28 protein-coding genes and 2 pseudogenes are annotated in these 24,868 nt (G+C 33.5%); 18 read left to right on the forward strand and 12 right to left on the reverse strand.

Features of this window, described 5'->3' with window-relative positions; all coding sequences use genetic code 11:
• Positions 1 to 73 precede the first annotated feature (73 nt).
• The 6 genes and pseudogenes from EAG08_RS15010 (at position 74) to EAG08_RS15035 (ending at position 7,233) form a co-directional block, all read left to right on the forward strand.
• Positions 74 to 2,056, forward strand: coding sequence for a KUP/HAK/KT family potassium transporter (locus tag EAG08_RS15010; protein WP_129536146.1), 1,983 nt, complete (start codon positions 74 to 76; stop codon positions 2,054 to 2,056).
• 89 nt (positions 2,057 to 2,145) lie between these two features.
• Positions 2,146 to 2,618, forward strand: a pseudogene (locus tag EAG08_RS15015) (Fur family transcriptional regulator).
• 3 nt (positions 2,619 to 2,621) lie between these two features.
• The gene (locus EAG08_RS15020; RefSeq protein WP_129536147.1) at positions 2,622 to 4,361 is read left to right on the forward strand and encodes an OstA-like protein; all 1,740 of its coding nucleotides are present in this window, start codon (positions 2,622 to 2,624) and stop codon (positions 4,359 to 4,361) included.
• Between the two features lie 216 nt (positions 4,362 to 4,577).
• Complete coding sequence (locus tag EAG08_RS15025; protein ID WP_129536148.1) at positions 4,578 to 5,753, forward strand: aspartate aminotransferase family protein; 1,176 nt, start codon at positions 4,578 to 4,580, stop codon at positions 5,751 to 5,753.
• A gap of 200 nt (positions 5,754 to 5,953) precedes the next feature.
• A complete protein-coding gene (locus EAG08_RS15030; RefSeq protein ID WP_047444457.1) occupies positions 5,954 to 6,340 on the forward strand; it encodes an START-like domain-containing protein in 387 nt (128 codons plus the stop codon).
• 77 nt (positions 6,341 to 6,417) lie between these two features.
• Positions 6,418 to 7,233 (forward strand): aminotransferase class IV, encoded by an 816-nt coding sequence (locus EAG08_RS15035; protein ID WP_129536149.1) that lies wholly within the window; start codon positions 6,418 to 6,420, stop codon positions 7,231 to 7,233.
• 79 nt (positions 7,234 to 7,312) lie between these two features.
• On the opposite strand, the gene EAG08_RS15040 is transcribed toward EAG08_RS15035, so the two are convergent.
• A complete protein-coding gene (locus EAG08_RS15040; protein WP_129536150.1) occupies positions 7,313 to 7,891 on the reverse strand; it encodes an N-acetylmuramoyl-L-alanine amidase in 579 nt (192 codons plus the stop codon).
• A 104-nt stretch (positions 7,892 to 7,995) separates the two neighbouring features.
• On the reverse strand, positions 7,996 to 8,544 hold the full coding sequence (locus tag EAG08_RS15045) for a YqgE/AlgH family protein (protein WP_129536151.1): 549 nt from the start codon (positions 8,542 to 8,544) through the stop codon (positions 7,996 to 7,998).
• 24 nt (positions 8,545 to 8,568) lie between these two features.
• On the opposite strand from EAG08_RS15045, the gene pdxH reads away from it, so the two are divergent.
• Positions 8,569 to 9,210 (forward strand): pyridoxamine 5'-phosphate oxidase, encoded by a 642-nt coding sequence (gene pdxH / locus EAG08_RS15050; protein ID WP_129536152.1) that lies wholly within the window; start codon positions 8,569 to 8,571, stop codon positions 9,208 to 9,210.
• Between the two features lie 105 nt (positions 9,211 to 9,315).
• Here pdxH and EAG08_RS15055 read toward each other — a convergent pair whose 3' ends face one another.
• Positions 9,316 to 9,606 carry an HU family DNA-binding protein gene (locus EAG08_RS15055; protein WP_129536153.1) on the reverse strand — a complete coding sequence of 97 codons (291 nt, stop codon included), beginning with the start codon at positions 9,604 to 9,606 and terminating at the stop codon, positions 9,316 to 9,318.
• Positions 9,607 to 10,004: 398 nt separating this feature from the next.
• Here EAG08_RS15055 and panD point away from each other — a divergent pair, with 398 nt between their 5' ends.
• The 3 genes from panD to EAG08_RS15070 all read left to right on the forward strand — a co-directional run bounded on the left by panD (position 10,005) and on the right by EAG08_RS15070 (position 12,089).
• Positions 10,005 to 10,355, forward strand: coding sequence for an aspartate 1-decarboxylase (gene panD, locus EAG08_RS15060; protein WP_129536154.1), 351 nt, complete (start codon positions 10,005 to 10,007; stop codon positions 10,353 to 10,355).
• The gene (locus EAG08_RS15065) at positions 10,356 to 11,390 is read left to right on the forward strand and encodes a lysylphosphatidylglycerol synthase transmembrane domain-containing protein (RefSeq protein WP_129536155.1); all 1,035 of its coding nucleotides are present in this window, start codon (positions 10,356 to 10,358) and stop codon (positions 11,388 to 11,390) included.
• A 123-nt stretch (positions 11,391 to 11,513) separates the two neighbouring features.
• Complete coding sequence (locus EAG08_RS15070; RefSeq protein WP_129536156.1) at positions 11,514 to 12,089, forward strand: TerD family protein; 576 nt, start codon at positions 11,514 to 11,516, stop codon at positions 12,087 to 12,089.
• Between the two features lie 29 nt (positions 12,090 to 12,118).
• On the opposite strand, the gene EAG08_RS15075 is transcribed toward EAG08_RS15070, so the two are convergent.
• The 4 genes from EAG08_RS15075 to EAG08_RS15090 all read right to left on the reverse strand — a co-directional run bounded on the left by EAG08_RS15075 (position 12,119) and on the right by EAG08_RS15090 (position 15,633).
• A complete protein-coding gene (locus tag EAG08_RS15075; RefSeq protein WP_129536157.1) occupies positions 12,119 to 12,550 on the reverse strand; it encodes a GNAT family N-acetyltransferase in 432 nt (143 codons plus the stop codon).
• Positions 12,551 to 12,555: 5 nt separating this feature from the next.
• A complete protein-coding gene (locus EAG08_RS15080) occupies positions 12,556 to 13,077 on the reverse strand; it encodes a 3'-5' exoribonuclease domain-containing protein (protein WP_129536158.1) in 522 nt (173 codons plus the stop codon).
• Between the two features lie 91 nt (positions 13,078 to 13,168).
• Complete coding sequence (locus EAG08_RS15085; RefSeq protein ID WP_129536159.1) at positions 13,169 to 13,375, reverse strand: hypothetical protein; 207 nt, start codon at positions 13,373 to 13,375, stop codon at positions 13,169 to 13,171.
• A 239-nt stretch (positions 13,376 to 13,614) separates the two neighbouring features.
• A complete protein-coding gene (locus EAG08_RS15090) occupies positions 13,615 to 15,633 on the reverse strand; it encodes a M3 family metallopeptidase (RefSeq protein WP_129536160.1) in 2,019 nt (672 codons plus the stop codon).
• Between the two features lie 295 nt (positions 15,634 to 15,928).
• Between EAG08_RS15090 and EAG08_RS15095 the strand changes: the two genes are divergently transcribed.
• Together EAG08_RS15095 and EAG08_RS15100 are read left to right on the forward strand one after the other, a co-directional pair.
• On the forward strand, positions 15,929 to 16,282 hold the full coding sequence (locus tag EAG08_RS15095; RefSeq protein WP_129536161.1) for a nuclear transport factor 2 family protein: 354 nt from the start codon (positions 15,929 to 15,931) through the stop codon (positions 16,280 to 16,282).
• A gap of 16 nt (positions 16,283 to 16,298) precedes the next feature.
• Entirely contained in the window at positions 16,299 to 16,832 is a 534-nt protein-coding gene (locus EAG08_RS15100) for an SRPBCC family protein (protein ID WP_129536162.1), read from the forward strand.
• A 35-nt stretch (positions 16,833 to 16,867) separates the two neighbouring features.
• Here EAG08_RS15100 and EAG08_RS15105 read toward each other — a convergent pair whose 3' ends face one another.
• Positions 16,868 to 17,230 carry a DUF805 domain-containing protein gene (locus tag EAG08_RS15105; RefSeq protein WP_129536163.1) on the reverse strand — a complete coding sequence of 121 codons (363 nt, stop codon included), beginning with the start codon at positions 17,228 to 17,230 and terminating at the stop codon, positions 16,868 to 16,870.
• 74 nt (positions 17,231 to 17,304) lie between these two features.
• Here EAG08_RS15105 and EAG08_RS15110 point away from each other — a divergent pair, with 74 nt between their 5' ends.
• From EAG08_RS15110 to rimM, 4 genes are all read left to right on the forward strand, one after another.
• Positions 17,305 to 17,754 carry a hypothetical protein gene (locus EAG08_RS15110; RefSeq protein ID WP_129536164.1) on the forward strand — a complete coding sequence of 150 codons (450 nt, stop codon included), beginning with the start codon at positions 17,305 to 17,307 and terminating at the stop codon, positions 17,752 to 17,754.
• Between the two features lie 136 nt (positions 17,755 to 17,890).
• Positions 17,891 to 18,403 carry a nitroreductase family protein gene (locus EAG08_RS15115; protein ID WP_129536165.1) on the forward strand — a complete coding sequence of 171 codons (513 nt, stop codon included), beginning with the start codon at positions 17,891 to 17,893 and terminating at the stop codon, positions 18,401 to 18,403.
• 264 nt (positions 18,404 to 18,667) lie between these two features.
• Positions 18,668 to 19,234, forward strand: a complete 567-nt coding sequence (locus tag EAG08_RS15120) for a 30S ribosomal protein S16 (protein WP_129536166.1) — start codon at positions 18,668 to 18,670, stop codon at positions 19,232 to 19,234.
• A gap of 135 nt (positions 19,235 to 19,369) precedes the next feature.
• The gene (gene rimM, locus EAG08_RS15125; RefSeq protein WP_129536167.1) at positions 19,370 to 19,912 is read left to right on the forward strand and encodes a ribosome maturation factor RimM; all 543 of its coding nucleotides are present in this window, start codon (positions 19,370 to 19,372) and stop codon (positions 19,910 to 19,912) included.
• 63 nt (positions 19,913 to 19,975) lie between these two features.
• Here the strand turns inward: rimM and EAG08_RS15130 are convergent, their stop codons facing one another.
• From EAG08_RS15130 to EAG08_RS22240, 4 genes are all read right to left on the reverse strand, one after another.
• Positions 19,976 to 21,619, reverse strand: coding sequence for a serine hydrolase domain-containing protein (locus EAG08_RS15130; protein WP_129536168.1), 1,644 nt, complete (start codon positions 21,617 to 21,619; stop codon positions 19,976 to 19,978).
• Positions 21,620 to 21,684: 65 nt separating this feature from the next.
• The gene (locus tag EAG08_RS15135; protein WP_129536169.1) at positions 21,685 to 22,491 is read right to left on the reverse strand and encodes an AraC family transcriptional regulator; all 807 of its coding nucleotides are present in this window, start codon (positions 22,489 to 22,491) and stop codon (positions 21,685 to 21,687) included.
• Positions 22,488 to 23,135, reverse strand: a complete 648-nt coding sequence (locus EAG08_RS15140) for a hypothetical protein (RefSeq protein WP_228446591.1) — start codon at positions 23,133 to 23,135, stop codon at positions 22,488 to 22,490. Before EAG08_RS15140 ends, EAG08_RS15135 begins: the two co-directional genes overlap by 4 nt.
• Before the next feature lie 5 nt (positions 23,136 to 23,140).
• Positions 23,141 to 23,416 carry a helix-turn-helix domain-containing protein gene (locus EAG08_RS22240; RefSeq protein WP_228446592.1) on the reverse strand — a complete coding sequence of 92 codons (276 nt, stop codon included), beginning with the start codon at positions 23,414 to 23,416 and terminating at the stop codon, positions 23,141 to 23,143.
• A gap of 108 nt (positions 23,417 to 23,524) precedes the next feature.
• On the opposite strand from EAG08_RS22240, the gene EAG08_RS15145 reads away from it, so the two are divergent.
• Together EAG08_RS15145 and EAG08_RS15150 are read left to right on the forward strand one after the other, a co-directional pair.
• On the forward strand, positions 23,525 to 24,172 hold the full coding sequence (locus tag EAG08_RS15145; RefSeq protein ID WP_129536170.1) for an LA_2272 family surface repeat-containing protein: 648 nt from the start codon (positions 23,525 to 23,527) through the stop codon (positions 24,170 to 24,172).
• Positions 24,169 to 24,767, forward strand: a pseudogene (locus EAG08_RS15150) (CDP-alcohol phosphatidyltransferase family protein). The gene EAG08_RS15145 and the pseudogene EAG08_RS15150 overlap by 4 nt, the downstream one beginning before the upstream one ends.
• The last annotated feature ends 101 nt before the right edge of the window (positions 24,768 to 24,868 follow it).

Here is a 24,868-nt window from a genome sequence, read left to right on the forward strand (position 1 = left end):
CAATGTATCACTATTTGAGCTGAGGGTCATAAATTTAGTATACATTTGCGCTTTCAAAAAATAATTAGCTGACATGGCAGAAGTTACAGAAGGAGGTCATCATATAGACCTTAAAAAGCTTTCATTTGTGGGAGTTCTTGTTTCACTCGGAATTGTTTTCGGTGATATTGGTACCTCACCGCTTTACGTAATGAAAGCGATTGTGAGTGCGAGAGAAGCAGGGGCAACGATGCCTTTTGACCAATATATAGAAGGTGCTTTATCCTGCATTATCTGGACTTTAACACTTCAAACCACACTAAAATATGTAATTATTGCGCTTCGTGCAGATAATAAAGGTGAAGGTGGTATTTTAGCTCTTTTTTCATTAATTAAAAATCTTAAAAAACGCTGGCTGTATTTAATCGCTATCGTAGGCGCATCTGCTTTGGTAGCTGATGGTGTTATTACACCTTCGCTTACCGTAATGTCTGCCATTGAAGGTTTAGAAATATATAATCCTCATACTCCTGTTGTGTTGATTACTTGTGGTATTTTGGTTGTTATTTTTGTAGTTCAGCAATTTGGCACTTCTTTCATAGGCAAGTTTTTTGGACCGGTGATGGTTGTTTGGTTCCTAGTCTTAGGTGGTTTAGGTTCTTTACATTTGTTTCAGGATTTTTCTATACTTAAATCTTTTAATCCATATTATGCATATAAACTAATTGTAGATTCTCCAAGCGCAATCATTATTTTAGGAGCTGTGTTTTTATGTACTACAGGAGCTGAAGCTTTATACTCAGATTTGGGGCATTGTGGAGCTAAAAATATTAGAGTAAGCTGGATCTTTGTGAAAGCAATGCTTATATTAAATTATCTCGGTCAGGGTGCATGGTTATTAAAGAATTATCAAGTGGTACAAGGGAACGGTGTAAATCCTTTCTTTGGAATTATGCCGGAATGGATGATTTTGCCAGGAGTTGTACTAGCAACAGCAGCTGCAATTATTGCTTCTCAGGCATTAATCACAGGTTCTTTTACCATCTTTTCAGAAGCAATGTCACTTAATTTATGGCCAAATCAAAAAATTGATTATCCTTCCGGTATAAAAGGTCAAATGTATATCCCAAGAATAAATTGGGGCTTATTGTTATTCTGTATCATTGTCGTTTTACATTTTAAAGAATCTCACAAAATGGAAGCTGCATACGGTCTTTCCATTACGGTAACAATGTTTATGACAACTATTTTGCTCACATTCTGGTTGCTTAAGAAAAGAGTGAATAAACTTCTTATTCTGAGTTTCTTATTAATGTATGGAGCGATTGAGATTGGGTTTTTTAGCGCCAACATCATTAAGTTCTTTGATGGAGGTTGGATTACAGTGGTGCTAGCTGGCTTTATAGGAGTATGTATGTACTCATGGTATAATGGAAGACAGATAAAAGCTAAATTCATTAATTTTGTTAAAATCAGTAAATATGTTTCTATCATCAAAGACATGAAATTAGATGAGACGATACCAAAATACTGTACCAACCTCGCTTATCTGAGCAGAGCAAAGTACAATGATGAGATAGAATCAAAGATTATTTATTCTATAATTAAAAAGCAGCCCAAAAGAGCAGACCATTATTTTATATTGAGCATAATCAACCAAGAAGACCCATACACTTTCAAATATACAGTCGAGGAAATTTTGCCGGGAACAATTTATAAAGTGAATTTTCTTTTAGGATTTAAAGTTGATAGAAGAATTAATGATTATTTCAGTATGGTTTTAAAAGATTTAATGGCAGAAGGTACAATTCCTTCACGAAGCAGCCATCCATCGCTGAGAGCGCACAATATTCCACCGGATTTAAAATATGTTGTCATAGACAATACCTATATCAACGATATTCTTTTAACGGTAAAACAGAAAATTACCCTGAGTTTATATAACTTTGTGAAGTATATCGGTAGTGATGATTTTAAAGCCTGGGGAGTTACCATGCACAACGTAGAAGTAGAATCGGCACCTTTGACGGAAGAGACCATTTCTGCGAACAGGATTCAGCAGTCTAATTTTAAGTGATATAATTTTTAGAATATCAGCGGTATACTCTCTGAAGTGGTATATTGTATTTAAATAAAAATCGATAAATTTGTAGTATAAATTTTTTGATGGATACTTTACAAAAAGAAAAAAATATTACTTTAATAAAAGATGTTTTAAGAAATTACCTTTTAGAGAAAGGCTTTCGTAACACACCTGAACGATACACTATTTTAGAGGAAATCTATAGTATGGATCATCACTTCAATGTAGATGACCTGTATCTTTTGATGATGCAGAAGAAATATCATGTTTCTAAAGCAACAATCTACAACACCATAGAGATCTTTCTGGATGCAGGATTGATCCGTAAGCATCAGTTTGGTGAAAAAACATTGACTTCTTCGTCTTATGAGAAATCATATTTCGATAAGCAGCATGACCATTTGGTGATTTACAAAAAGGTTCAGATAAGGAAATTGAAGAGATTATTGAGTTTTGCGACCCTAGAATTCAGGGGATTAAAGAAGCAATTGAAGAAGCTTTTGGCGTAAGAATAGATTCTCATTCGCTGTATTTTTATGGTAAAAAGAATGACTAGTCGATGAGAATATTCTTCTTTCTATTCCTCTTATTTTCTACTTTTACTTTTGCGCAAGACAAACCTAAGCTTGTGCAGAGAGATCCGTTTTTACAGAATCCAGTAAAAAATCAGCCTCAGAAATCGAATACAAATAATAAAATCAACATCAAGCATGCTGATGAGATTTCAAAAAATCCTCTGAAGTATGATGGTAACCAATTTTTTAAAGGAAACGTGGTGTTGGAACATCAGGGTTCCATATTATATGCGGACGAAGTAATTGTGTATGAAGCAGAAAACTTCGTTAAAGCAATTGGAAACACCAAACTTCAAAATCCGGACGGCTCAGTAATCACTGCGTCAGAAATGGAGTATGATGGGAATTCTCAAAAAGGTATAGCCAGAAAAAATGTGGTTCTTAATGATCCAAAAGGTACAGTAATTAAAACCGAAACGATGTATTATGACAGAGTCTCAAACCTTGCTTATTACAACACCGGAGGAACCATCAATGATGGCAAGAGTACTACTTATTCGAAGTCTGCTACATATAATCTGACCAACCGAACGATTAATTTGACAGACAATGTAAGAATTGAGGATAAAGATTATATTTTAGATGGTATTAATGTTGTCCAAAATCAAAACACCAACATTGTTGACATCAACGGGCCTACCACGATTACCAACAGAAAAAATCCTAAAAACAGAATCTTTACCGAAAAAGGAACACATAACCTGAATACCAAAGAATCTTTCCTGAATAAAAACTCAAGGATTTATTACAACGATAAAATTCTTACCGGAGATGCAATGTATTACAACCAGCTCAGTGGTTTTGGTACAGCTACAGGAAATGTAACCTTAGATGATCCTTTAGAAAAAAGATACCTTAAAGGCGGTTATGGCGAAATTTTCGAAAAGAAAGATTCTGCCATGATGACCAAAGGGCCTTATGCAGTTAAGATTCTTGAGAAAGATTCTATCTATTTCGCTTCGGAGAAAATACTTTCATACCAAAAATTAGATTCAGCTAACGTTAAAAAAAGCTATTTACGAGCTTTTAAAAAAGCAAGAATTTACAAATCTAATGCTCAGGGAAGAGCAGATTCTATCGCATTCAACGAAACCGATGGTGTGTTGCACATGTACACCAACCCAATCTTATGGAGTGGAGAAAAACAGGTGACCGGAGATAAAGTTGAAGCTTATTTTAATACTGAAACCGAAAACATAGACTCTTTGAAAGTAATCGGAAACGGCTATGCAATTAGCAAAGTTGACTCTCTGAATATGAAAGATGAGTTTAATCAGGTGAAAGGTAAGTTAATGACCGTTTATTACCAAGGAAAAGATATTAAGGAGGTGAAAGTGATCGGAAACGCACAATACATCGCATATGCAGATGATGTCAATGAGAAAACCAAAGAGAAAGAAAGAATAGGAATCAGGCTTTCGTCTTGCGGAATCATCCATGCAAATTTTGAAGATCAGGTAATGCAGATTCTCTCTTGCAGTGTAGGCGTTCAATCTACCCTATATCCGATGAGTAAAATTGGTCCTGACAGAAAGAAGTTCCCCGACTTCAATTGGAATACCAAAGACCGCATCAGAAAATGGCAGGATATCCTCGTAGATTCTCCTAATTATGAAGAGATAAAATACGAGTCAGATGATGAACTCTTTAATCAGGCTCAGGAAGTAATTGATAAAGCAAAAGCCGCAGAAGAAGCGAAAAAACCTAAAAGGGTTAGAAAATAAAAACAGAAAGACCCAGTTGTGAAGCTGGTCTTTTTTTGTAAGTGATTTGTAAGTCTTTCGATAAAACGTCTTTAGCTTTAACACAAATGCTTGCCTGCTTTTTTAGAAATGCTCATTCTATATTTAACACAATCTTTGGTGTATTAAAAATCCTCATCTAAATTTCACCATTTGACTTATCTTTTTAGCTTTGCCGTAAATTTTTCATCCATAAAAATGCAAAAAGATTTTTTTAAATATCAGGCACAGACCACGCAGTTTGCAGCAGGTTTTGAAGTAGAAAAAGCAGAAGGAACTTATATCTTCGGGAAAGACGGCAGAAAGTACCTCGACTTTGTGGCAGGAGTTTCCGCAAATACATTGGGGCATTCTCATCCAAAGATCGTCAATGCCATCAAAGAGCAGGCAGACAAATATCTTCACGTCATGGTGTATGGAGAATATGCTCAGGAGAAACCAGTTGAATTATGCAGATTATTGGCAGAATCTACACCAGATCCATTAGAAATTACTTATTTAGTCAACAGCGGAGCAGAAGCCATCGACGGAAGTTTAAAATTAGCAAAAAGATACACCGGAAGAGAAGAAATCGTATCCTTCAAAAATTCTTACCACGGAAATACACACGGAGCATTAAGCGTCTCAGGAAATGAGTTTCACAAAAGAGAATTCCGCCCCTTATTACCAATGATTTCTTTCATTGAATTCAATAATGAAAATGACTTCGATAAAATCACAGAAAAAACAGCTTGCGTTATCCTCGAAACTATTCAGGGAGCAGCCGGTTTTTTAGTGCCGAACGATGATTATTTAATTAAACTAAAAAAAAGATGTGAAGAAGTCGGCGCACTTTTAATTTTAGATGAAATACAACCTGGCTTCGGAAGAACGGGTAAACTATTTTCATTTGAACATTTCGGCATCGTTCCTGATATATTGGTTATGGGAAAAGGAATGGGCGGTGGAGTTCCCGTGGGTGCCTTCATGAGTTCAAAAAAAATAATGGCAACATTATCTCATTCACCAAAATTGGGACATATTACCACATTTGGAGGGAATCCATTGATTGCAGCAGCTTCTCACGCAACTTTAAAAGAAGTTTTAGAAAGCGGACTGATGAATGAGGTGGCAGAAAAAGAAGAACTGTTCAGAAAACTTCTGATACACCCGAAAATCAAAAATATCAACGGAAAAGGTTTAATGTTGGCAGTCAATCTCGGTACCCCTGATTACACATTAGATGTAGCCAAAAGATGTATGGATAAAGGCCTAATTGTATTTTGGCAGCTCTACAGAAACGAATATCTGAGAATTTCACCACCATTGACGATTTCAAAAGAAGAAATTAGTGAAGGTTGTAAGATTATTCTTGATGTATTAAACGAAGATTGATTAATGAAAATATAAGCTAATTCTCTCATAATGAATAGTTTTGGTTTTTTATTGCTTCAAAATGAAAAATAAATTATAAATCATAAGAACTTTTATTAATTTTTCTGATAAATATCATTCATATTGCATAAAAATCTGTTTAGTTTTTTGTGTAATAAAAAAATTAATTTATATATTGCGTGACGTTAAAAATAAGTTATATGGCGAAACATAAAGTCCATTACGAATTCCCAATGCACTGTCTTTCAGAGATTTTGTACGAATATTTGGCTAGTGCTGAGGGATTATCCGAGTGGTTTGCAGATGATGTGATAGAGAAAGGTGACGATTTCTATTTTAGTTGGGGTGGAGGTTCTGAAGAAAAAGCAACTTTGATCAGATATAAACCTGAAGGTTTCGTACGTTTCAGATGGGAAGAAGATGAAGGTACCAAAAACTTCTTTGAAATGACCATCACGATTGACGATATTACAGAAGATTTAGCTCTTAATATTACAGATTTCTGTGAAGAAGGTGACGAAGAAGAAAATGCTTTGTACTGGGAGAATCTAATCGAAAACCTTAGAATAAAATTAGGTGCAGCTTAATTGATAAGCGGTACTGACTTAATGGTAAAACTGATGAACGATTTATCGTTCATTATTTTTTTATAAACAATCATATTTTGCAAAATACATATTTTACTTCAGAAGAGCTCGAGCTGAAAAACAGAGCGTTTCTTTTGGGAGATGCTGTGAAAGTTTCATTTTTTATAAGAAATTCCAAACTCATTATGGATGAAGAGTGCTACTTCTTCCTGATGGCTTCTATGCGAAAAATGAGGATGAATATTCCTCTAACCTATACTTTGGAGTTTTTTCAGAATCTTTTTAATGAAAAAATAATTCAGGAAAAAGCTGTAAAAAACGGAATCATCAATTTTCTGGTATACAGAAATTCTGATGGAATTACTTTATCAAAATCTACCATTTCCTACTTCTTTGAAGTTGATGAGATGGATGATATTCTGAATGTGCATCAGCGACCTTTAGAATTAGATTTAATTAAAGAAATCAATGTCAATAATAATCTTTTGAGCAACATCAGAGTACATTGCCCGGAGAATATCTATGCTGGAATTTATGCGCAGGAAAATGACTTAGATGACGTTATTCTTTTAAATCCAAATAAGAGAATTGCCCGTTCTACTTCAGGAAATTTACTTTTTCTGGAAGGAAATATTATTAAAGTTCCAAAACATTCAGAGGGAGCATACATTTCGCCTCTGCTTGAGAACTTCGTGACTTATTTACATAAAAATAATTTAGCAGATATTCAGGAGCATGAAATCATTGCTTTTGAATCTCAGAAAGCTGAAGAAATATTAATGATCTCTGACGAGAAAGGAATTTTCTCAGTTAGGAAAATTAGAAATAAAACATTTGAGAACTCCCGTTTCACCGCATTGGTAGAAGGCTGGAAGAATAGTTTTTCAAATTAAATTGACAAACCCGGTAAACAACAATGACGTCCTTTACCGGGTTTTATTCTGATACAATCAGAAAAGTGTTTTTTCCACTTTATTTTTCGTTGATGATCTCGATGAATTTCTGAGCAAGTTCTTTTTGCCCGGCCTCACTGCTTAGATAATCTCTGTCTTCTTTATTGTTGATGAATCCTAACTCTACTAATACAGCAGGGGATTTTGATTCTCTTAAAATATGAAGATTCTTTTCTTCAATCTTACAAGAGCCTAATTTTTTTGAAATTTTTTCGGCCAATGCTTTTGAAGCATCAGAATTCTGTGTAAAAATCTCATGACCTTTTTTGTCAGTCTCGCTTCCCGGTGTTCTGTTGATGTGAAGTGAGATAACCATTTCGGGATTTAGCTTGTTAATCATTGCCGTTCTGTCGCTCAAACCGGCATATTGATCAGAATCTCTGGTTAAGATGATTTCGTAATCCTCAGATTTGTTTAGTTTTTTGATTTGTGAAGCCACTCCCAAAACGATTTGCTTTTCAGAAACCCCGTTATAAGTTGCGCCCATGTCATTTCCGCCATGTCCGGCATCAATGACGATAATTTTTTTATTAGTGGGAGAGAATGATAAAATTGCAGTAGATGCAAGAGATAAAACCAGTAATTTAAATGTTTTCATATCCTAGGTTTAGTTTGTCAAAGAACGTGAAAAGTATGTTAAAAATTATGTAAGAATAACTTAAAGTTTGTTAAAGTTTAAATCGCTTCTTTGTGAAGTAATGGTTAATTCAATGAAATATCTTCCGGAGAGTTTGCCCAAAGAAGATATTCACCACCAAGGTTTTGCATAATAGATTTCCAAAGAGTCTGATCATTTGGAAGGGTGTAATCAAGGTTGTAAACATCTACAACCGTCCAGAGTTTACGTTTGATTTCACTATCCAACTGTAAAGCTCCCCAACCAGAATAGCCTGAAAATATTTTAACATCATCAATTGATAATTCATTGCTGAGAACCGCACTAATAACAGTTTCTATGTCTTCTGTTACATAAAATTCATTATTAATTTCCGTATAAGTTTCGCTGACTTTCTTTCCTTTTATGATAAAAAAAACTTTTTCATTTTCTACCGGTCCGCCATCATAAACTTCAATTTTAAAGTCGAAGAAATTTTTGAATTTGTTACTCATTTTTGAATTTTTCTTATTCAAAATCAAACCAAAAGCTGAACTTTCATTATGTTCAATGATAAGCACTACTGATCTGGAAAAAATATCTCCGGAAATATCAGGCGTGGAAATTAATATTTTACCTTTGTATGAGTAATTCATACTCAAATTTAATAAAAATTATTTATGGAAAACCTTCATGACAAGAGAAAAATCTACGAAAAATCTCAACTTATTGAAAGTGAGATTAAAGAGAATCCTATTGAGCAATTCAGAGATTGGTTTTTGGATGCATCGGTTAATCCTACAGTTTCTGAAGCAAATGCAATGGCGGTTTCTACTTTAGAGGATGATGGTTGCCCCAGAACGAGAATGGTTTTGCTTAAAGAATATACGTACGAAGGTTTTATTTTTTACACCAATTACGATAGCCGAAAAGGAAAAGCAATTGCAAAAACGCACAAAGCATGTCTTCATTTTTTCTGGCCGAGTTTAGAACGACAAATTATCATTAAAGCTGATTTAGAAAAAATTGCTGAAAATCTGAGTGATGGATATTTTCATTCCAGGCCAAAAGGAAGCCAGCTTGGCGCAGCAGTTTCGCCACAAAGTGAAGTGATACCAAACAGAGAGTTTTTGGAAGTTAAATTAAAAGAACTAGAAGAGAAATTTGAAGATTCTGAAGTTCCAAGACCTGGAAATTGGGGCGGATATATTGCAAAACCTTACGAGATTGAATTTTGGCAGGGAAGACCAAACAGGCTTCATGACAGAATCATCTATTCACTAAAAGATTTAGACTGGGAAATTTCACGACTTGCACCATAAACAAAAAGAACGTAGTCAAAGCATAATAACTTTAGGTATCAAAATGTATCTACAAACAAAAAACCTCATCAGAAGATGAGGTTTGCATTTTTATAATCTGATTGATTATTTCTTTTTCACTCCTGAAACCGCGGTTGCCAAGTCAGCACCAGCCTTAAATTTAGCTACTGTTTTAGCAGCGATTTTGATTGGTTTTTTAGTTGCAGGGTTGATACCTTGTCTTGCAGCTCTCTCAGATACTGAGAAAGTACCAAATCCTACTAAAGAGACTTTTCCGTCTTTTGCCTTTAGAGTAGTTGTAACGTTAGAGATAAAAGACTCTAAAGCAGCTTTAGCTGCAACTTTAGTAATACCTGCGTCTTTTGCGATTGCGTCGATTAATTCAGACTTGTTCATAATTTTTATATTAAAAGTTAGTTAGTAATTGTAGCAAATATAAAACAATTTTCAAATTGTGCAAATTTTTTCTAAAAACTTGTGGATATTTTTTAATTTACTCTTAAATTAATCAATATATCATAATTCAAATTTTTACGAAAAATCTACGTTTCGAGATGCTAAAATCGTGCCAACTACTTATGTTTATTAGCTTTGTTGAAAATTTAATATTGGGTTTTGTATTTATTAAATCCTAAATTTAATGATTACTTTTGATTTTTTTCTTGATATGCTTATTAAGTTGATAATCAGTAATGAATTATATTAATTTCTACGAAATTCAAACGTCGTTATGATGCGCCTTCTTAAATCAATTTTAAAATCATTTTATTAAATATTATTAATAAATTTGCACCATGTTAATAGAAGTATTCAAATCGAAGATTCACAGGGTGAGAGTTACGGCTTCAGACCTTAATTATATCGGAAGTATTACCATAGACGAAGATCTTATTGATGCAGCAGGATTGGTAGTGGGAGAGAGAGTTTATATCGTTAATGTAAACAACGGAGAACGTTTTGATACATACGTTATCAAAGGTAAGAGAAAGTCTGGAGAAGTTTGTCTGAATGGGCCGGCGGCTAGAAAAGTACAGCGTGATGATATCATTATCATTATTGCCTATGCACAAATGACGCCTGAAGAAGCAAGAGAGTTTCAGCCAAAAATCGTTTTCCCAGATGAGAAAACTAACCTTCTTACCTAATTGATGGAAAAAAAATCAGCTAATCCTTTAAAATCAATCCTTACGATTGTCATTTCACTTGCGTTTGCAGGTTTTTTTCTGTGGCTTGCTCTCAAGGGTTTTGAGTTTGAAAAGGTGCAGAAATCTTTGGCAAGAGCCAATTATCTTTGGGTAGCCATTGCAGGGGTGTTTGGTGTTTTGGCGTACTGGCTAAGAGCAGTCCGCTGGAATCTTTTACTGGAACCCATGGGATATAATATCTCGAGTTCTAATGCATTCTGGACGATTTCCTTTGGTTATTTAATGAATTTAACCATTCCTAGAAGTGGTGAAGTAGCCAGAGCAACAGCTCTGTATGGGGTAGAAAAAGTGCCTGTTGACAAATCTTTCGGAACAATTATTCTGGAAAGGGTAGTAGATTTGATTTGTATGATGGTGTTTTTGGGACTAACTTTCATATTTAAATATGAAGCAATCCTTTCATTTTACGAAAATTCAGGGATTAAATTTAATCCGAATAAGGTAATTTTAATACTCTCCATATTAGTTTTAGGAGCGATTTTGTTTTTTGTGTTTAAAAGGAAATTGGCGACAGTTCCGATTTTAGGGAAAATTATTGGTTTCATTGATGGGATACTCCAAGGTTTAACTTCCATATTTAAACTGAAACAAAAAGTAAAATTCATTTTATATACCATCGGAATATGGATTTGCTATTTCATGGCCGCTTATCTTGTTTGTTTTGCTTTACCGGAAACTTCAGACTTTACCATCGCAGACGGCTTTTTCATCATTGTGGTGGGAACTTTGGGAATGATTGTTCCTGCGAGTGGAGGTATTGGTGCTTTTAATTTAGCGATGAAGTACGGCTTTATGGCACTGTTTATCTCCATGGGAAAAAGTGCAGAATTTGGCGGTGAAATGGGATTGACCTATTCATTTATCTCTCTTCCCTTGCAAATTGTAATCATGTTGACGACGGGTTTATTATCTATTCCTATTTTGGCTAAAGCGAGAAATAAACTAGCAGCCGAAACTGAAATTAACAACAAATAAGTTTTAAAATTTAATATAAATATTTAGCCTGATCTTATGGATTGGGCTTTTTTAATGTTTTTTTAATCTGAATATTTGGAAAAATGACAAATCAAAACTATCTTAGACATAAAGTACAGAATTATGGCAATTAACCTACAGAAAGGACAAAGAATTGATATAGGACTCACAAAAATGACCATCGGGCTTGGTTGGGATCCTAACGATGGAACGGGTTATGATTTTGATCTTGATGCTTCTGCGATTATGATTGATTCTCAAAGAAAGTTGGTCAGTGAAGATTACTTTGTCTTTTATAACAACCTGAATTCTCCCGATGGTGCTTTGATCCATACTGGTGATGATCCAAGTGGTAAAAACAGTGACGGAGACGATGATGAAGCCATCATGATTGATCTTGAAAAAATAGATTCCAGAGTTGAAGAGATTCTTTTTGTGGTAACGATTGAAGATTTTGAAAGAAGAAAGCAAAATTTTGGTCAGGTAAGAAATTCTTACATCCGAATTGTTGACCAAAGTAATAATCAGGAGATTGCAAAGTATGAATTAGACGAAGATTTTTCTATAGAAACAGGAATTGAATTCGGAAGATTGTACAAAAAAAACGGAAGTTGGAAATTTGAAGCTTCAGGAATTGGTTATCGTGCAGATCTGGGTTTCTTTTTAGAGAAATATTATAACGGACAGATTATTAAATAACAAAAAAGTATGCTGAGAGGTGTACTTTTTTAGTTTACTAACTCCATCATATAAGAATGCTGATCTTCAGCTATAATTTTAAATCCTAAAACCACATATAAAGTCTGTGCTTTATTGGTTTTTAAAACGCTAAGTCGGACAGGTTTTTTCGTAGCTGAAGCTTCCTCAATAATCTCTTTCAAAATACTTTTACCAATTCCTTTTCCCTGAAGTTTGGGATCAATTTGAATTTGGAATACTTCAATATGATTTTCGGCCTTGTTTATTTTTAGTAATCCGATCGGCTCATTGTTTAAAGTAATGATATTTGCTTTTTCAAAATGATATAGTATTCTTTGCAAAGTTGATTCTTTATCGGTCGGCAGATGAGAACTGATGTAATGCTCGGTCATTGTTTTCGTTCTTAAGTCAAACAAAAAACTTATGTCGTTTTCTGTAGCTTTTCTGTATTGAAGATTCATATTTTTCATTTTAAACTAATCTTCAAACCCAATTCATTTTTTAGATATAGCAAAACTTCAGCGTTGCCTTTGGCATCATCAACCGGATGATGAGTGTGTTCGGTTTTTCGAAGGTGTTTCCATTGGGCAAACGTGTCTTTTTCTAATCCACAGTATAAATCTGATAGTCGTCTTGATGAGTAACCAAATGGATTTGTCTGAATAAAATGATGAAAATACCAGCAGATAAACATCCAGTCAAAACCATTATTATCACTAATGAAAATTGGTCTTCCTTTAGAATTTGTTTTCACCCAATCTTCGAATTTTAGCATGACTTCTTTTGGGTCATCAAAGTCTTCGGTTTCCTCTCTACTAAATCCCGACACGGCAAGAGCCTCCGGATTAAAATGTTGAGAGATAGGTTTTAATTTTCCGTAGAAAGTCTTGTCAAGATTTTCATCAACAAGCACCGCTCCAAAGCAGATCATAGAAAAGTCACCCGGGATGGGGCCGTCAGATTCAATATCTACCATGATGTAGCTCATAATTTCACTTGTTTTATAAACGAATAAATGAATTTTTAAAAAGAAAAAAGCAACAAAATCACTGCTGCTCTTAAAATTTATCTTAAAAAAATTAGCTGCGAATCTTTTGGAATTTTTTCATTGTGAAGTTTGCAGAAAAATAAAGGATTGAAGTTGCTGTGAAAATTAATGCAGTCATTGCAAAGTATTCGGTAAATCGCAAAACCATACTTGGCTCTTTGATATCTCCATCCATCAAGAATCCGATTGTTGTAAGGATCAGTGAAAAAATTAAAAGGTTGGTAAGTTTCATTTTCATGGTAAACTGTTTTTTTGTGTTATGTCAAACTGGCGTGAAATTATAAAAAATATTTTAATGTAGAAAATTTATTTGTGATTCAAAAATTTGTCTTATTCTTAATTAACTTAAACGCTATTTGTCAATAAAGTGATTGTCTCAATGGTATTTTTAAAGTCCTGAAAGAAATGAGGTGCCTATTAAAAAAAATACTCCAAAAAACTTTCACCTTTTGGAGTCTTAAAATATTATTTTAAATTCTAACCAAACGCTCTCTTCAGCAAACTTTCCACTTTCGGCTCACTTCCTCTGAAATTCTTATACAATTCCATCGGATCTTTTGTTCCGCCAGAAGAAAGGAGAACTTTAAATTTTGCTGCAGTTTCGGGATTGAAGATTCCGGTTTCCTTAAAATATTGGAAAGCATCGGCATCCAAAACTTCCGCCCATTTGTAAGAATAATATCCGGCAGAATATCCACCCTGAAAAATGTGTGAAAAGCTCGGGCTCATCGCTGTTTCAGGATTCGAAGGATAAAGTTGGGTTGCTGTGGTGTAATTATCTTCAAACTCCTTTACGCTCAAATTCTCCAACTCAGCAACCTTCGTATGATAGTTCATATCTAAAATTCCAAAGCCAAGCTGTCTCATTGTCTGATAACCTTCCATAAAGTTTTTCGATTGTTCGATTTTCTCTATTTTCTCATCGGGAAGAACTTCACCAGTTTTGTGATGTTTGGCAAAAGTTTTTAAGAATTCAGGTTCGTAGCAGAAATTTTCTAGAAACTGAGAAGGCAATTCCACAAAATCCCATTTCACAGAAGTTCCAGAAAGATTAGGATATTGAGTGTTTGCCATCATTCCGTGAAGCGCATGACCAAACTCGTGAAATAAAGTAGTCACCTCCTGAAACGTTAGTAAACTTGGTGTATCTTTTGTCGGTTTGCTGAAATTACACACGATAGAAATATGCGGACGAGAATTTTCACCATCTTTTTTGTACTGATTTTTGTAGCTCGTCATCCAGGCTCCGGCTCTTTTGCCTTTTCTTGGGAAATAATCGACGTACAGTAAAGATTTGTATTCATCATTTTCCTTTACTTCATACACTTTTACGTCTTCATGGTATTTAGGAATATCATTTCTTTCTTCAAAAGTCAATCCGAAAAGTTGTTTAGATAAACCGAAAACAGCTTCCTGAACCTGTTCTAAAGGGAAATAAGGTTTCAATTCCTCGTCATTCAAATCGTATTTTGCTTTACGAAGTTTTTCTGCATAAAAAGCGTGGTCATAACCTTGCATTTCGTCAATCCCATCGACTTTTGCCAAAGACTTTAATTCTTCAATTTCCTTTTCTGCATAAGGTTTCGCTTTCGTTAAAAGTTCATTTAAAAAGTCTAAAACTTTCGTTGGAGATTTTGCCATTCTTTCCTCAAGAACAAAATCTGCATAGTTTGCATAGCCTAAAAGTTCAGCTTTTTGTTGTTTTAAATTTAAAAGCTCTTTAATTAAATTCTGATTATCAAATTCGCCACCGTCAAAAGACTTTTTGCCGTTTGCCAAAGCCAGTTCTTTTCTCAGTTCGCGGTTTTCAGCATATGTCAAAAACGGAATATAGCTTGGGTACTGCAATGTGACAACCCAGCCTTCCAGATTTCTTTCTTTCGCTTCTTCTGCATATTGTTCAATAATCGCTTCGGGGATTCCGGCTAGATTTTCTTTATTGGTGATATGTTTGAAATAATTATTGGTTGAAGCCAAAACGTTTTGCCCGAACTGAAGAGATTTTAAAGATAAATCCATGCTGATTTTCTTTAATTTTTCTTTGTCTTCTTCATTCAAAAGTGCACCGCTTCTTACAAAACCTTTATAGGTTTCATTTAAAAGCATTTGCTGTTCTTCATTCAAATTGTATTTTTCCTTTTCGTCATACACTTTTTTAATTTTATTAAATAAGGCTTCGTTTTGAGAAATTTTTGAAGAATATTCAGTTAAAATAGGTGAAACTTCTTGTGCAATTTGTTGCAATTCATCACTCGTCTCGGCTGAATTTAAATTAAAGAAAATATTAGAAGCTCTGTCTAATTGCTCTCCGGAAAATGCTAAAGCTTCAATCGTATTTTCAAAAGTAGCTTCGTCAGAATTATTAACTATTTCGTTGATTTCTTTTTCAGATTTTTGAATTAATTCTTTAAAAGCCGGAAGATAATCTTCATTTTTTATCTTGTCGAATGGAGCTGAATAATATAGTGTATTGAATTTTTCTGTTAAAATACTCATTGAATTATTTTTAATTGATGTAAATTTAATTAATTTGAATGTAATGATCTTTGAATTCTCAAAAACAATGCCCACCACAAATTGTATGACAAAAATGCATCATTCAAGAATTTTCTTGTCATAGGAAAAGATTTGCTTCATAGCGAATTGCTAATTTTGGGTGTTACTAATTTTACTTTGAGTTCTTTCCTGAATAGAATCCCGAAATTTCGGGACGAACTTAAAAGCGGTTAGTAGTTCAAAAATATTTGGGGACTTTGCGTTTAAAATAATATACAATAGAAAAAACATAACGATGTCTAAAAACAAAGAAACAATTCAAAAATACATGGATTCTTTTCAGGAAAGTGATCACGAAAAAATCCTAAGCTGTCTTACCGAAGATGTTATTTGGGAAATGCCGGGAGTTTACCTGCATCATGGGAAAGAAGAATTTGACAAAGAAATAGAAAACGAAAATTTTACAGGAAAACCAAAAATTACAATTTTCAGAATGACAGAAGAAAATAATGTTGTCATTGCAGAAGGAAATGTGATTGGAAGTTTCAAGAACGGAGATGTTCTCAATGCAGATTTCTGTGATGTCTTCGAATTGGAAAATGGATTGGTTAAGAAATTGGTGTCTTATTTAATGCAAAAAACAAACTAAAAAAAATATATAAATTATGAAAACAATTTTAAAAATTATCGGGGGAGTTATCCTTTTGCTTATTGTGTATGCAATCGTTGCTATGTTGGCTTTCGGAGATAATTATCACTACGAAAAATCTGTCGTAATGAATGCTCCAAAAGAGAAAGTTTGGCAGCAAATCAGTACAATGAAGGCATTTAATGAATGGAATCCCTGGATGAAATTAGACAAAAACATGAAAATCGCTTACACCGGAAATTCTGGGGAAGTAGGAGATAAGTATTGTTGGGACAGTAAAAATGATGATGCAGGTGCAGGTTGTCAGGAAATTAAAGAGTTGATTCCTGGCGAAAAGCAGAAAACAGAAATGATTTTTAAAAGACCTTTTGAAGGGCAGGCAATTTCTGATATTGTTTTAACTTCCGAAGGAAATTCTACAAAAGTAACATGGAGTATGGATACAAAACAGGAAACATGGATGAAAATTATGCGACCGATGATGGATTACCAAATGGGAAAATCTTACGAAGAAGGTCTCAATAATCTAAAGACGTTGGTAGAAAAATAAAGTGTAAGCCTTGCAATTTTGTAAGGCTTATTTTTTTAGTAATCTTTTCTTCCAATCTCATCAATAAAACCGTGGTTTCCTATTCCTTTTGGATTTGAGCCGTATTCGTTTTCACCGTTGTCGCTGTCAGCAAAAATCATCCAGAAAATATAAAACGGAATTATTTGAAACCAGCCACTGTTTCCACGGTCGTGACATCTTTTAGCTCCTTGGGCAATAATAAACCATAAAAGTGGAATGAGGATGATTAAAAAAATGATTGAAACGGTAAGCGAGGGATCGTATGTATTGTCATAATACAAATCAAAAGGTAATCCGACTATAATGTAGATAAGATACGAAAGTCCATACTCAGTTCTTCTGATTCTTCCGTCAAATGAAAAGGGATTTTTAAACATCTTGTATTTTTTTATGTTTTCAAAAATATGGAATTTATTTAAAAAATATTATCTTTATCTAAAGATTACGATAGATGGAGAAGATAGTATTTGAGAAAAATAACATAAGAAATTATGTGAAAACCGTGATTTCAGAAAAAATAGAAAAACTAAAAAACTTTATAGAATTTACTTTAGAAGCAAGCCGAGATATTAAGAAAACTCCGAAATACGACAGCATGCGCGAGGAAATGCAGGAGGAAATCTATCAAATGCAAAGACAGCTTGCAGCGTTGCATGATTTAAGAACAAATATGGCAAGAGTTTTACCGGCCTCCACAGAAAAGGTACAGCTGGGATCATTAGTAATTACCAATAAAGCGAGATTTTATATTTCAGTTTCGTTGGGCGAATTCTTTTTTAAAGGCGACCGTTTCTATGCCATCTCGGCAGAAAGTCCGATGGCTAAGAAAATGATGGGAATGCAATCCGGAAGCTCGTTTACTTTGAATAACATTCATCAGGAGATTATTGAGGTTCTTTAAAAGAGTTATTAGTTGTGAGTTCTGAATGATGAGATTTTCAGTCTGTCATTTATGATAGGAAAATCTACATTTTTAGTAACAAAAAACTATCATTCATCCCCATTTCCCCATCAACTTTTTCCGTATTTTTGTCTTCATGAAGAAAGCAGAAGTTTTAAAAGAAATCATAGAGCAAAGAAGAAGTATTTTTCCCAAAGATTATGCTGAAACGGAAATCTCACAGGAAATCATCGAAGAAATCCTGCATTCAGCGACATTAGCTCCCAATCATAAGAGAACAAAACCGTGGCGTTTTAAAATTTTCAAAGGCGAAGAAAAAGTAAAATTAGCTTTCGAAATGCAGGAAATTTATAAGTCTACGCAAGCTCCCCAAGTTTTTTTAGAGAAAAAATATCAGGATATTGGTTTTAAAATCAATAAAGCTGATGCAGTAGTTTCTATCGTCGTCAATTTCAGCGGAATGGTTCCTGAGTGGGAAGAAATTGCTGCCGTTTCTATGGCGGTTCAGAATATGTATCTTACCTGTACAGCGAATGGAGTAGGTTGTTATTGGAGTTCTCCTAAAATAGTTGACCATTTGAAAGAGTCTTTGACTATCGAAGAAAACCAGAAATGTCTGGGGCTTTTCTACATGGGAAATGTTGATTAATGTAATAATCTTTAATCAAAATTGATGACGAAGCTTTGATTTAGCCCTGATTGCAGCGACATCCTTTTTCTGTTATGGCTTGAAAAAAGCGTTGGCGAAAAAGATATAGCGGAAAGCAGGTTCCCGGCTCCTAAAAATTGAGAAATTTAATTTGGCGTAATGTGGCAAAAAAGTTTAGACATTGAACTTATACTTTAAACTTTTTTACTATCTTTGCACACTTAAATATTTAATCGGGACGAGTTCCCTTAAAATTCATACATTATGTCAGTAAAAATCAGATTACAAAGACACGGATCAAAAGGGAGACCTTTTTTCCATATCGTGGTTGCAGATGCTAGAGCTAGAAGAGATGGTAGATTCATCGAAAAACTAGGTACTTACAACCCAATTACTAACCCTGCGACTATCGATTTGAACGTTGACTCTGCTGTAAAGTGGTTAAACAACGGTGCTCAACCAACTGATACTGCAAGAGCTATTCTTTCTTATAAAGGTGTACTTTACAAAAAACACTTACAAGGTGGTGTTGCTAAAGGTGCTTTTGACGAGGCTGAAGCTGAAAAAAGATTTACTGCTTGGGTAGAATCTAAAGAACAAAAAGTACAAGGTAAAGTAGAAGGTTTAACAAAGGCTCAGGCTGATGCTAAGAAAGCTGCTTTTGATGCTGAAACTAAAGTAAACGAAGCTAGAGTTGCTGCGGCTGCTCAAGTAGAAGCTGATGCTAAAGCTGCTGAAGAGGCTGCTAACGCACCTGCTGAAGAAGTTGTTACTGAAGCTACAGAAGAGCCAACTGCTGAAGCAGAAGGTACTGAAGAAACTCAGGCTTAGTTCTTCTAAAAAATACAAAGCAAAGGCACGATTTTTCGTGTCTTTGTTGTTTAAACTGAAATAAGAAATCTTGTTAGTGTTATTAACCTTAATAAGATTAAGAGAGAAAACCAATTTTTAAGATTCTACATCATTATGAAAAAAGAAGACTGCTATTTATTAGGAAAAATCACCCGCAGACACGGCCTTGCCGGAAATGTAATCCTTAAATTAGATACAGACCAGCCCGAACTTTATAGAAACCTGGATTCTATTTTTGTAGAAATCAATGGTTTGCTGGTTCCTTTTTTTATTGAAAAAACATCTTGGAGTAAACTCGATGCTGTGAATATTGCTTTTAAAAACTCTTCCGAAGCCTTGGTAGATCAATCTTTGAATAAAGACGTTTATCTTCCGTTGACGAGTTTGCCAAAATTGAAAGGAAATCAGTTTTATTATCACGAAGTTATCGGCTACGAAATTTTTGATCAGAATGATACAAATTGTGGTGTCATCAGATCTGTGAACGACCAAACGGCACAAAACTATTTTGTGACCAATTTGGATGGTAAAGAAGTAGTAATTCCGTTAATCAAAGATTGGATTATTGAAGTTAACCGTGAGGAAAGATTTATCAAAATGCAGGTTCCTGAAGGTTTGGTTGATGTTTACTTGGTTCCTTCGAAAAAAGATGAGTAATACAAATAGTTAGCAAAAAACTATAATAGGATATCTGTTCTTTCACAAATTTTCATTTATCTATTATTTATAAACCGCTGGTAATAAATAGTCTTGTACCATTTTATCGACTTGTGAGTGCGAATAAGGCTTGTTGTAAGCTTTTGCAGTGATGACCATAACGACAGGTAGCTCTGTGAAAATGATAATTTTGTTCCCGCCATTTCCGCTAGATTGATAAGATTCAAAACTTTTAGCGCCTATTTTATATACTTTTCTCCAAAACAAGTATCCGTACCCTTCAAAATCTTTATTGTCAGAAAAATAATTGGTAAAAGATTTTTTAATCCATTCTTTGTCTAAAATAGTTTTGCCATTCCAAACGCCGTTATTTTTATATAACTGTCCGAATTTTGCAAAATCCAGAGCTCTCATTCTTAATCCTCCGGCTAGCGAGATTTTGTGTTGAGGTGTATATTGCCATTTGTGGTTTTTTATTCCAAGTGGTTGAAACAATTTTTGATCTGCATACTTTTCCAATCCATTTTTAATAGATTTATCTAAAATATCTCCGGTTAAAACGACTCCGGTAGTAAAGTAAGACCACTTTTCTCCAATTTTATTGTCTGTCAAAGGTAAATCTAGTGCAAATTTTATCCAATTATCAGTTGGGTACATATTTTCTTCATTTCCAGGAGAATCTTCATCTTCATCATTTCCATCAAAACCTGAACTCATTGTCAGCAAACTTTTTATTGTGATATTATCTTTTTCAGGAGAATAATTTTTGAATGTTTTTAGATCATAAAATTCGTTGATTTTTTGATTTTCATTTTTTAAATATCCATCTTTCAAAGCAATTCCCATTAAAGCAGAAGCGAAAGATTTTCCTACAGAACGGGTGTCATTAAGGCTGTCTCTTTCATAATTATTAAAATATTCTTCCAAAATAAGCTTGTCGTTTTTGATTACAACGATACCCGTAATATCTTTGAATCTGTTTTCTGCAATTTTTTGATTTAAACCTTTTATTTTTTCGATATTAAATTTATCTTTCGAAACTTTCCAGCCGCTATTGGGTTTTATTTTTTGAACGGCAATTTGATTTTCAGGAATATTCTTTTTAGGAATAACCAAATTTATATTGCCCTTTGCAATTACTTTTCCCGTTTTTAAGGTTGAAGTTTTTAAGTAAGGTTTTATCTCAATACTTAAATTATGGCTTCCGGTTTCTAAAGCATCGATTCCGCCATTCGATAAATAAAATCGCATCCACAAAAATCTTCCCCAGGAATCTTCATTTTTTGAACTGATAAAAGGAATTCCGAAAGTTGTTTTTAAAGTTTTACTTTCTTTTGTTCCTGCTCCTGAGTTAAGATTTTCTACATAAACTAATTTTCCGTCAACATAAAAAGAAAACTGATAATTCCCTTTTTTTAATAACTCATCAGCTGTTAAAGAAGGATCAAGCTGATGTAAATAATTAATCAAAGAATTATCTTGAAAAATACGGATCGCAAGATCTTTATCTTCTTGAAAAATCATCGTTGAAAGGAAATCTGATTCTTTTAAATTTCCCTCAGAAACTGCTTTGTCCATAAAAACAATTGTATTCAAATGATTTTTTTGAACAGAATTTTCAATTTTTTCCGGATTGATGATGTTTTGAGATTTTACAAATGAAAAATTAGATAGTAAAAACAGAATAAATATTGTGCTTGATTTCATTTTAAATTTTATAGGAACAAAAATAGACAGTTTAGTTTAAAAAAAATAGAATAGAATTAACATAACTATTTTTCCAAAATTTTTCGATATTTCAAAGGTGTCATTCCGATATTTTCTTTAAAACTGCGGATGAAATGACTTTGATCTGCAAAACCACAGTCTAATGCAATTTCGGTTAAAGATTTCTCGTTGGCTGTAAGAAAAGATAGAGAATGATTAATCTTTAGTTTTCTAATATAATCTCCCAGATTGCAATTGAAATATTTATGAAAATCCCTACTCAGATGGATTGGGTGAATATCTAATGTTTGAGAAATATCTGTTAAGCTAAATTTTTCCGTATAACTTTCGTGCAACAATTCATCAATTTGCTTAACCCAAACTGGTTTCTTTTCCACCTTAGATTTTTGAGTTGATAATTGACTGAAAATATTGAGCAAAAGCTGATGCGTAGAGATTTCAGAAGAGATGTCATCTATTTTACTTTCTTTAAAGATTTTATACATTAAAAGTTTTACTTCGGGATTCTTTATATTAAAGCTTCCTTCGAGTTGTTTTTTTGAAATATTCAGATTTTCAAACCATTTTCGAGGTATTTCAATGTGGAAACCTCGTGTAAAACCATCTGGTTTTATATTATAATGCGGATCTTCCCATTGATGATAAAGTAAAGTTCCTGCAGAACATTCATAAATTTCTTTTTTATTTCCTTCAACCACATTTCCCTGAATGAGAAAAGTGAAATAAGCATTCTCGTGGTAGTGCCAGTCAACATAAGAATGAGTGTATTCTGTATCTGTGATAATCAGGCCATCGAAGTGCAGCGTTTTGTTGGTTTGACCAAAAAATTCACCCTTATAAAGTGTGTTCATTTTAATTTTTGTTGTAAGTTTTCAATTTGATCATACATTTTATTAAAAAACATTTTTCGTTCTCTGTTACCTGAACTATTCAGTGATTTTGAATTTTTAATTTCGTGTTCAAAATAAATCAAAGTGTCGTTGCAAGTGTTCTCATCGTTCGTCATCATATAGCCAAACATATTAAATGGAATAAAAAACGACGATTGATATTCATTTTTAAACAAAATATTATTGCTTAAAATTACTAAATCATTCACATAAAAATTGAAATCAGGATTATGCTGAATTTTATATTCTATATTTTGTAGAACACTTCTCACTTCCTCCAAAATAAGTACGATGTCTTTATATTTCAAAAGTCCCATTTCTGAGTAAAAAGAAACCTGCATCAGAATACTCATAATCGTGGTATCATTCCAAACTTCGGTTACATTCTGGTTTTCGTACAAATTTTTCAGCATTTCATTTTTTGGAGAATGATAAGGAAGATCAAAATCTTCGAATGGACCTAGAAATTTATCTTCGTTCAGCAAATTCATCCAGACATAAAATTTGAAGCGTGAAAGGATTGTATTGGAAATTGTATAAAAAAACGGAATATCCTTCGCAGAATAATACACCTTCGACTGATTGATGCTCTGAAAAACATTCAAAATCTTCAGTGAACTTTCAAAAAATATAATAAATCTTCCTGAGTTTTCACAGGTTTTGTTCTTTTCACGACCAGTTGGTTTTCTGTTCCCAAAAATTGGTCTATCGAAATCTGATAATATTTTGCCAATTCTACAGCTTCTTCAAAACTGAATTTTGCTTTCATCGAAGTTCTTCTGTGTGCAGCATCGTAACTGATGTTGAGAATATTTGCAATTTCATCATTCAAAGATTTATCTCCGATTTTCTTCCTGATTTGTTTGAGTAAAATTTCCTGATTCATACTGATTTGCGATTTTCACAAATGTAGAGATTTATTTTAATTTTTTTTCGCATTCATAAAAGTGGTTTTCAAAATTAGCTTTGAGTAATAATTTAATACATAGAAAATATGAAAACGAACTTATTATCAATTCTAGCGCTCCTAATGAGTTGCTTGCTTTTTAGTCAAGATAGTTTGGCTAACAGATCTGATCAAGCAAAAGTAGTTGGATTTTCACCATCAAAGAAAACTAAAAATGTAAATGGAATTCTTTTAAAATATTATGATGAAATAGATAACGAGATTGTTCCTAAAAAAGTTAATGGGATAGGTTTAGGTTTCAATGGTTTGGGAATATTTATTCCGTTTCTAATGCTTGTGAATATAGGAAGCATAAATAATTGGGATTTTCCGGTTCATTCTCCGGAAACTGTACCAGATAAAATGAACAAAATCAATGGACTTCAATTATCCATTATCAATATGGAACCTACGGTTACCAATGGTTTAGAGTTTAGTTTTTCCAGCAATATTGGTGCTCCGGCAGTTATCAATGGTGTCTCAATTTCTCCTCTTTATAATATTCATCATACTTCGAACGGCTTTGTGATTTCACCTATTGCTAATATCAGTCAAAAATGTAGAGGAGTGCAAATAGCACTTTATAATTCTTGTAAAGATGCAAAAGGCATCCAGATCGGATTTTGGAATGAAAATCAGAAAAGAAAGTTCCCATTTATCAATTGGAATTTTAAATCTAAAAAAGTAAAATCATGAAAACCATACCTTATATATTAATAGCAACACGATTTCTTTTTGCTCTAATTATTTTTGCTTTAGCTTATTTTAATGGAGAAAAATCCCGATTTGTAATTTTATCTTTAATGTTCGTTGGATTATTGACAGATATTTTCGACGGAATCATTGCCCGAAAAGTAGGAGTTTCATCAGAAAAACTAAGGAGACTCGACAGCCAGGTCGATTTGGTGTTTTGGCTCTCGTTGGGATTCGCAACATATTTCATCAATCCTGAAGTGATAAAAAACCATTGGCAAAGTATTGCGCTTATTTTTATCATGGAAGCTTTATGCTATATCATAAGTATCATTAAATTTAAAAAGGAAACCTGCACACACGCATGGCTTTCAAAATTATGGGGATAAGTTTATTGATTGCTTTTACTTATTTAATAGGATTTCAACATGCTGGCTGGGCATTTCATTTAACGATCATTTTAGGGATTATTTCTCATATTGATGTTATTCTGATTATTTTAATTCTTCCAAAATGGCAATACGACGTTCCTAGTTGTTACCATGCCTGGAATATCAGAAAAGGGAAGCTGAGAAAAAAGAGCACTTTATTTAATTAAGTCTGTTATTTCACGGAAAACTCATCTTAATTTAAATCCTAAATCTTAACAAGCAAAAGTTCCCTCGTTTTTTGTAAATTTGCAAACATTAATTTTTATAC

This window comes from Chryseobacterium sp. 3008163 (assembly GCF_003669035.1).
Taxonomy (GTDB): domain Bacteria; phylum Bacteroidota; class Bacteroidia; order Flavobacteriales; family Weeksellaceae; genus Chryseobacterium.